Source organism: Devosia chinhatensis (assembly GCF_000969445.1).
Classification (GTDB): Bacteria; Pseudomonadota; Alphaproteobacteria; order Rhizobiales; family Devosiaceae; genus Devosia; species Devosia chinhatensis.
Genome location: NZ_JZEY01000061.1, coordinates 1,302,224 through 1,309,546, shown reverse-complemented (window position 1 = coordinate 1,309,546; position 7,323 = coordinate 1,302,224). Strand labels below are relative to the sequence as shown.

Annotated in this window: 6 protein-coding genes; 4 read left to right on the top strand and 2 right to left on the bottom strand. The window is 64.7% G+C overall.

Annotated elements, in window-relative coordinates; genetic code table 11:
* Window positions 1-2,029 (top strand): malto-oligosyltrehalose synthase (gene treY / locus VE26_RS16730; RefSeq protein ID WP_046106220.1); only part of this gene is annotated, 2,029 nt, incomplete at its 5' end.
* Here the strand turns inward: treY and VE26_RS16725 are convergent.
* Window positions 2,026-2,859: a prephenate dehydratase gene (locus tag VE26_RS16725; RefSeq protein ID WP_046106219.1), complete on the bottom strand. Its 834-nt coding sequence runs from the start codon at window positions 2,857-2,859 to the stop codon at window positions 2,026-2,028. The genes treY and VE26_RS16725 overlap by 4 nt on opposite strands.
* A 292-nt stretch (window positions 2,860-3,151) precedes the next feature.
* On the opposite strand from VE26_RS16725, the gene VE26_RS17565 reads away from it, so the two are divergent.
* The 3 genes from VE26_RS17565 (at window position 3,152) to VE26_RS16710 (ending at window position 5,833) form a co-directional block, all read left to right on the top strand.
* Window positions 3,152-4,000: a c-type cytochrome gene (locus VE26_RS17565; protein ID WP_046106218.1), complete on the top strand. Its 849-nt coding sequence runs from the start codon at window positions 3,152-3,154 to the stop codon at window positions 3,998-4,000.
* A gap of 66 nt (window positions 4,001-4,066) precedes the next feature.
* Window positions 4,067-5,005 carry a 2-hydroxyacid dehydrogenase gene (locus VE26_RS16715; RefSeq protein ID WP_052715981.1) on the top strand — a complete coding sequence of 313 codons (939 nt, stop codon included), beginning with the start codon at window positions 4,067-4,069 and terminating at the stop codon, window positions 5,003-5,005.
* 75 nt (window positions 5,006-5,080) lie between these two features.
* Window positions 5,081-5,833 (top strand): YqaA family protein, encoded by a 753-nt coding sequence (locus VE26_RS16710; protein ID WP_084620637.1) that lies wholly within the window; start codon window positions 5,081-5,083, stop codon window positions 5,831-5,833.
* Between the two features lie 53 nt (window positions 5,834-5,886).
* Here VE26_RS16710 and VE26_RS16705 read toward each other — a convergent pair whose 3' ends face one another.
* Complete coding sequence (locus VE26_RS16705; RefSeq protein ID WP_046106217.1) at window positions 5,887-7,236, bottom strand: leucyl aminopeptidase family protein; 1,350 nt, start codon at window positions 7,234-7,236, stop codon at window positions 5,887-5,889.
* Window positions 7,237-7,323: the final 87 nt, after the last annotated feature.

Genomic DNA, 7,323 nt, shown 5'->3' with positions numbered 1-7,323 from the left:
GGAGGGCTTCGAGCGCCTGGCTGAGGCTGCGCATGCCAGAAACCTCGGCATCATCCTGGACATCGTGCCCAATCATACCGCCTTCGTGCTCGAGAATGACTGGCTGTGCGACGTCCTTCGCCATGGCGAGCATAGTCGCTTCGCCCCTTATTTCGATATTGACTGGCGCGCCGGGCCCCTGGTCCTGCCGCTTCTGCCCGAACCCATCGGGATCATGCTGGACCGCGGCGATTTCAGCGCCAGCGACGGCTTCTGGGTCTTTGAGGGGGTCAAGGTGCCGCTGGCAGCAGAGGGGCCGCAGCAGGCAAATGGCCGGGACGACCTTCTTGCATTGCATGCGCAACAGCACTGGCGGCTCCATCACTGGGAGCTGGAGCGCGACGGCATCACGCATCGCCGCTTCTTCAATGTCACGGCCCTGATTGGCATGCGGGTCGAGGACCCCTCGGTGTTCACCGCCACCCACGCACTCATCGTCGATCTGGTGCGGTCCGGCCTCGTCGACGGGCTGCGTGTCGACCATATCGATGGGCTGGCCGATCCCAAGGCCTATCTCGAACGGCTGGCCGCTGTCGTGCCGGACATCCCGATCTGGGTGGAAAAGATCCTGGTCGGACGTGAAAACCTGGACCCGGAATGGAAAACGATCGGGACCACCGGTTATGAAGCGGCGCGCCTCATCGCGCAACTTCTTACAGACGTCGATGGCATGGAGACGCTCGACGCTCATTGGCGCGACTATACCGGCATCAGCAAGCCCTTCTCCGAAGCGCTGGCCATTGCCAAGCGCGACATAATGCACAACGAGCTGGCGGCCGAACTGCACCAGCTCGTCGGCCTCGCCGCTGCCGCACTCGCCGATGATCCCGCCGTCGAAGCCGGACCCGAGGGGCTGCGCGAGGCGATTACCGGGCTTCTTTCGGGCATGCGCCAATATCGCACCTATATCGACGCCAGCGGCGCATCAGCCGCCGATCGTCAGCTGATCGAAGCTGTCGTTGATCAGACAGGAGGCGGCTTGCGCTCGACCCGCATCCTCGAGCGGCTGGCTGAGCATCTGGTGACGCCGCGAACCCAGGCGGATCAAAAGCTCGCCACCCGCCTCCAGCAGGTGTCTGGTGCGCTTCTCGCCAAGGCCCAGGAAGATACGGCCGGTTTCCGCTGGACGCGCTATCTGGCGGCCAATGAAGTAGGCGCTGAGCCGGATGAGGCCACCATTCAAGACGATGAAGCCAACGCCTTCCTCGCAGGGCGGCGGACCAGCGAAATGACTCTGACATCGACGCATGACACCAAGCGATCCGAGGACAGCCGCATGCGGCTCGTCGCCATCAGCCATCAGCCCGAAGCCTTCAATCGCCTGGTGCGCAATGCGGACAGGTTGGCGCCCGCAGCTCTGTCGCCGCGCTGGCGCTGGTATATCGTTCAGTCGGTGCTGGCGCTCTGGGGCGAAGCGCCGGGAGAGCTCGAAGAGCGATTGCGCGAGCATAATCGCAAGGCGATGCGGGAAGCCAAGATCGACAGTTTCTGGACGCGGCCACACTCCGAGACAGAAGCGGCGGCAGATGCCTTTTCCGATGCCCTTTCTGCCCATTGGCGCAAAAATGCCCCGCAAGACCTCGACCGCATCATCGAGACCGGCGAAGCCCTGTCGCTGGCCCAGCTGGCGCTCAAATGCCTGCTGCCGGGCTTTCCCGACATCTATCGTGGCGGCGAAGGGGCCTTTTTCGCCCTGACCGATCCGGACAATCGCCGCCCCGTCGACTGGCAGGCGCTGGCCGGGCTGTCCGAAACCGATGGCTTTGCCGGACAGAAGGCCGCGTTGACGCGTATTCTGCTGGCTCTCCGGCGGGACGAGCCGGACTTCTTCACCAATGCCAGCGCCGAGATCGACCGGAGCCGGGGGCTTTGCCTGCGCCGAAAGGCGGGCGGGCGCACCCTGGTCATGACCTTTGGCACCGACATCGAGGGTATGTCGATCTGGCACAGCGGGGCGGGCGACGGAGCCCTCACTATCGCCTGGCTTTAGGCGCGGTGATCGGCAGCCGGATAGACGCCCAGAATGCGGAAATGGTCGGTGAAAAAGCCGAGTTCCTCGAAGGCGTGCTGCACGCTGATATCGTCGGGATGCCCCTCGATATCGGCGTAGAACTGGGTGGCGGTAAAGGCGCCGCCGACCATGTAGCTCTCGAGCTTGGTCATGTTGACGCCATTGGTAGCAAAGCCGCCCATGGCCTTGTAGAGCGCAGCCGGCACGTTGCGGACCCGGAAGACGAACGTGGTCTTGAGCTTGCCGTCGTGCTGGGCCGCGTTCTTTTCGGTTGGCGACAGCACGAGGAAACGGGTGGTGTTGTGGTCGGCATCCTCGATATTCTCGGCCAGAACCGTAAGACCATAGATCTCTCCCGCGAAGCGCGAGGCGATGGCCGCTACGGATTTCTCGCCCTTCTGGGCGACTTCACGGGCCGAGCCGGCAGTGTCGACCGCATTGATGGTGCGGAGGCCGTTATCGGCGATGAATCGCCGGCATTGTCCCAGGGCCACCGAAAGCGACTGCACCGCCTTGATGTCCTCAAAGGTCGCCCCGGGGACGCCCAACAGGGTCATTTCCACGCGCAGATAGGTCTCCCCGATGATGTAGAGGCCGCTTTCGGGAAGCAGGTGGTGAATGTCGGTAATGCGACCGTAAAGAGAGTTTTCCACCGGAACCACGGCGAAGTCGGCGCGGCCGGATTGCACGGCGGCCAGCGTCTCCTCGAAGGTGACGCAGCCCACGAATTCCTCGCCGGGAAAGACATTGGCTGCCGCAGCATGGCTGAAGGCGCCGGGTTCGCCCTGGAAGGCAATCTTCTTGGTCATGGGAAAGGTCCGTGGAGCTTTTGTCGGCGCGTTGTCGCGCCTGGACCGGCAGGAGTCAATCTGAGCGACCGGCATCCTCGGGTTCAAATCCTGCCCCCGCAGAGATTTTCTGCCCGCAAGGGCGGCTCGAAGTGTCGCACCTCGGCTTTGCCCTGTTGCACCCCGGGGGCTCTGATACTATCTTCCGCGCGCGCTCGGCCGACCGGTTGAGGCAGATTCTCCCTTTGGGGGCATTGGCATATGGGTCGGCAGCGCCAAATGTCCGCAGGGGATGGACCGGCAGAGAGACCAAATGGATTCGTTCGAGCTAAACAAGATTCTAGGCGCCGTCCTCGGCACGCTGATGTTCGTGATGGGTGTCGGCTTCCTCGCCGAAGCCATCTACCACCCGATCGAGGGCCGTGGTCCTGGCTATGACCTGCCCGAGCCCGAAGTGGTTGCCTCCGGCCCAGTGGAAGAAGTGCCGGCCGTGCCGCTCGGGGTGCTGCTGGCCAGCGCCAGCGTCGATCGCGGCGTCGCCGCCGTCCGCAAGTGCCAGTCCTGCCATAATTTCGGTGAAGGCGAGCCCAACAAGCAGGGCCCGAACCTGTACAACATCGTCGGCGGCCCCAAGGCCCACATGCCCGATTTCGCCTATTCGGATATCCTGCTTCAGCAGCAGGCCGAGGGTCAGGTCTGGTCCTACGAGAACCTCGACGCATTCCTTGAAAATCCACGCGGCTACGCACCGGGCACGAAGATGGCCTTTGCCGGCGTGCGCTCGCCTGAGGAACGCGCCGATATCCTGGCCTATCTGCAGACCCTGTCGTCCAGCCCCGTCCCCTTCCCCGAGCCCGAAGCCGTTCCGGCCGAGGAAGCGCCGGCAGCAGAAGGTGGCGTCGAGGGCGTCGATCCCAATGCCAGCCCGGACAACACCGTCCCGGCCGAGCTGACCACGCCCGAGGCGGGCGGCAGCGAAGCGGTCGAGACCACGGCTCCGGCCGGTGCCGTGGACACGCCCACGACCACTCAGACCGAATCGCCGATCCAGGGCACTCCGGTGCAGTCGACGACGCCGCAGGCGCCGCTGTCCGGCACACAGCCGGCTCCCGCTACCGGCACCCAGCCGGCACCGGCGACCGCTCCTGCCACCGGCCAGTAAGCCGCGGACGTTCCAGGCATTGCAAGGCCGCGCCGAAAGCGCGGCCTTTTTCTTGAGGGGACACAGATGCTGTTGCTGCACCTATCCGATGTCGACGAGGCCAGCTGGGCCCGCGCCTTCGCCGAAAAACTCGCACCCTATCCGGTGGTGCGCCGGGGCGACGATTTCGATCCTGCGGACGTGCGCTACATCTTCGTGTGGAAACCCGGCCCGGATGCCTTTAACGGCCTCACCAACCTTGCGGCGATCTTCTCGCTCGGTGCCGGTGTCGATGCCCTGCTGCGCCATCCGAGGCTTCCCGACGTGCCGGTCGTGCGCTTCGTGGACGCCGATCTCAGCCAGCGGATGAGCGATTACGTGGTGGCACACGTCACCATGCATCACCGCCAATACAGCCGCTTCCGTGCCGATCAGAAGGCGCATCGCTGGAGCCAGTTCTATCCGCCTTCCGCCCAGCAAACCAATGTCGGTATCATGGGCATGGGCGTGCTCGGCCAGGATGCCGTGCAGCGGCTGCGGCCCCTTGGTTTCGGGCTGCGCAGCTGGAGCCGTACGCCCCGGCCCATCGAGGGCGTGACCGGCTTTTCCGGAGACGCGGAATTCGACACCTTCCTTGCCAAGACCGATATCCTGGTCAATCTTCTGCCGCTCACCCCGCAGACGGCCGGCATCCTCAATGCGGAAACATTCGCAAAGCTGCGTCGGGGCGGGCTTGAAGGCGGGCCGGTGATCATCAATGCGGCGCGCGGTGGACACCAGAAGGAAGCCGACATCGTCAGGGCGCTGGCCGATGGCGTACTGGGTGCTGCGAGCCTCGACGTCTTCGAGGTCGAGCCTCTTCCAAAGGACAGCCCGCTCTGGGACATCGAGAACTGCTATATCACACCCCATGTGGCTGCCATTTCCAGCGAGGCCAGCGGGGTCGCCTATTTCTCGCGCATCCTCGTCGACCACGAGGCGGGCAAACCGCTGGTCAACGTCGTGGACCGCGGTCGCGGCTACTGACACGCAGATTTCACTGGCGGGATCGGGCAAACCCGGTCAAGCATAGGCTTCGAACCGACTATTCCCCGAGACTTGATGACCAATCCAACCGTCGCTCCCGCAAAGCTCAGCTTCTATGATCGCCTGAAGCTCGCCACCAAGCATCGATTTGCCGAACCGATCCTGGCGGCGCTGTGCTTCCTCGAAGCGATGATCCTACCGGTCTTCCCCGAGATCATGCTGGCCCCGATGATCATCGCGGACCGGATGCGGGCCTGGCGGCTGGCGCTGATCTGCACCATTGCGTCGGTCACAGGGGGCCTTGCCGGCTACGCCATCGGCTTCTACCTCTTCGACAGTATCGGCCGTCCGATCATCGATTTCTACGGTGCCGGCAACGGCTTTGAATCGCTGCGCCAGAGCTTTAATGAAAACGGCCCGCTGATGATCCTGATCGGCGCGCTGTCGCCCATTCCCTACAAGGTCATCACCATCACCTCGGGAGTGGCCGGCCTCGATATCTGGACCTTCGTGATCTATGGCATTATCGGGCGCGGCCTGCGCTATTTCGTCCCCTGCGGGCTGTTCTATTTCTTCGGGCCTGTCGCCGGCGAATTCATCGAAAAGCACAAGAAATGGGCCGGCTGGGGCATGATCATCCTTGTCGTCGTCGGGTTTGCGATGGCGCCCTTGCTCTTCCCCAAGAGCCACGGGCCGGCCACCGAAGCGGCCGTGGAACAGATGACGGCGGTCGACGAGGTCGTGCCACGCGAACTCTTGCCCAATCCTGCCGAATTGCTCGGCGGAGGGATCCCGGACGAGAATGCCGAGGCCGCTCCCGCCAACTGATCCGTCTCATTCGCCCGGGGCCTGCGCTCCGGGCGAAATTCCTTGCGGACCGGCTAGCCCTTGTAGCGATCCCGAATAAGCGCATGCAGCGCACGGATGCCCTGATCGGTAGCGCCCACCGGACGGCCGGGGCGCGCTTCGGGCGCCCAGCCGAAGATATCGAGGTGCAGCCAGATGCCTGCCCGGCGCACGAAGCGCTTGAGAAAGAGGGCTGCCGTCACCGAACCGGCAAAGCCGCCCGAGCCGGTATTGTTGATGTCTGCGACCTTGGAGGCGAGCTGGCTGTCGTAATTGGCCCAGAGCGGCATGGGCCAGAGCGGATCTTCCACGGCAAGACCGAGATCGGCCAGCTGCCCGGAAATGGCGGCGTCGGTGCAATAGACCGGCGGCAGGTCGGGACCCAGCGCCACGCGGGCAGCGCCGGTCAGCGTCGCCATGTCCACCAGCAGATCGGGAGCCTCTTCATCGGCGAGCGCCAGCGCATCGGCCAGGATCAGCCGCCCCTCGGCATCGGTATTGCCGATTTCCACGGTGAGGCCGAGGCGCGAGCGCAGCACGTCGCCGGGGCGGAAGGCATTGCCGGCAATGGCGTTCTCGACCACGGGCAGCAGCACGCGCAGGCGCACCTTGAGACCGGACGAGACGATCGCGTGGGCCAGCCCGAGCACATTGGCGGCGCCGCCCATATCCTTCTTCATCAGCAGCATGCCGGCGGCCGACTTGATGTCGAGCCCACCCGTATCGAAGGTGACGCCCTTGCCCACCAGCGTCACCTTGGGATGGCTTTCGTCGCCCCAGGTGAGGTCGATCAGTCGCGGTGCCTGAGCGCTGGCCCGGCCCACGGCATGGATCATGGGGAAGTTGGCGTTGAGCAGGTCGTCGCCGGCGATGACGCGGATGTCCATGCCGTTGCGACGAGCGAAATCCTGCGCCGCTTTCTCCATGGCCTCGGGACCGAGGTCATTGGCCGGGGTGTTGATGAGGTCGCGCGCGAGGGACGCCGCTTCGACCTGGCGATCGACTTCGTCTTCATCGGCGCCATCGGTCAAGGCGACGAGCGGCACGGGGCGCGCATCACGGTAACGGTCGAAACGATAGGCCCCGAGGCGGAAGGCGATGGTGGCAAGGGTCGGGTCATCCACATCCCCTTCCATCTTGTAGAAGCCTTCAGGCAGGCCGGCGGCAGCCCGGCCGGCAATGAAGGGCGAGCGCCCTGCCTCGGGCCCGACGCCGAAGAGCCAGGCGGCAACGGCGCCGTCCGCATCGGGCAGCGCCAAGAGGCGCCCGCTCTGGCCGGCAAAGCCATGCGCCTGTGCCCAGGCCTGCTGCTGCTGGCTCAGCCCCGCCCTGTCCAGCGCACCGTCAGCGACAAATTTGAGCGGCGTGGGGGCTGGGCTGGTCATGGCGAACTCCTTTTGCTGCTGCGCTTTTACCGAGGTGTCGCCTGGGCCGCAATCGGGCGCGCAAGGGCGCTTAACCCGGTGTTAGGG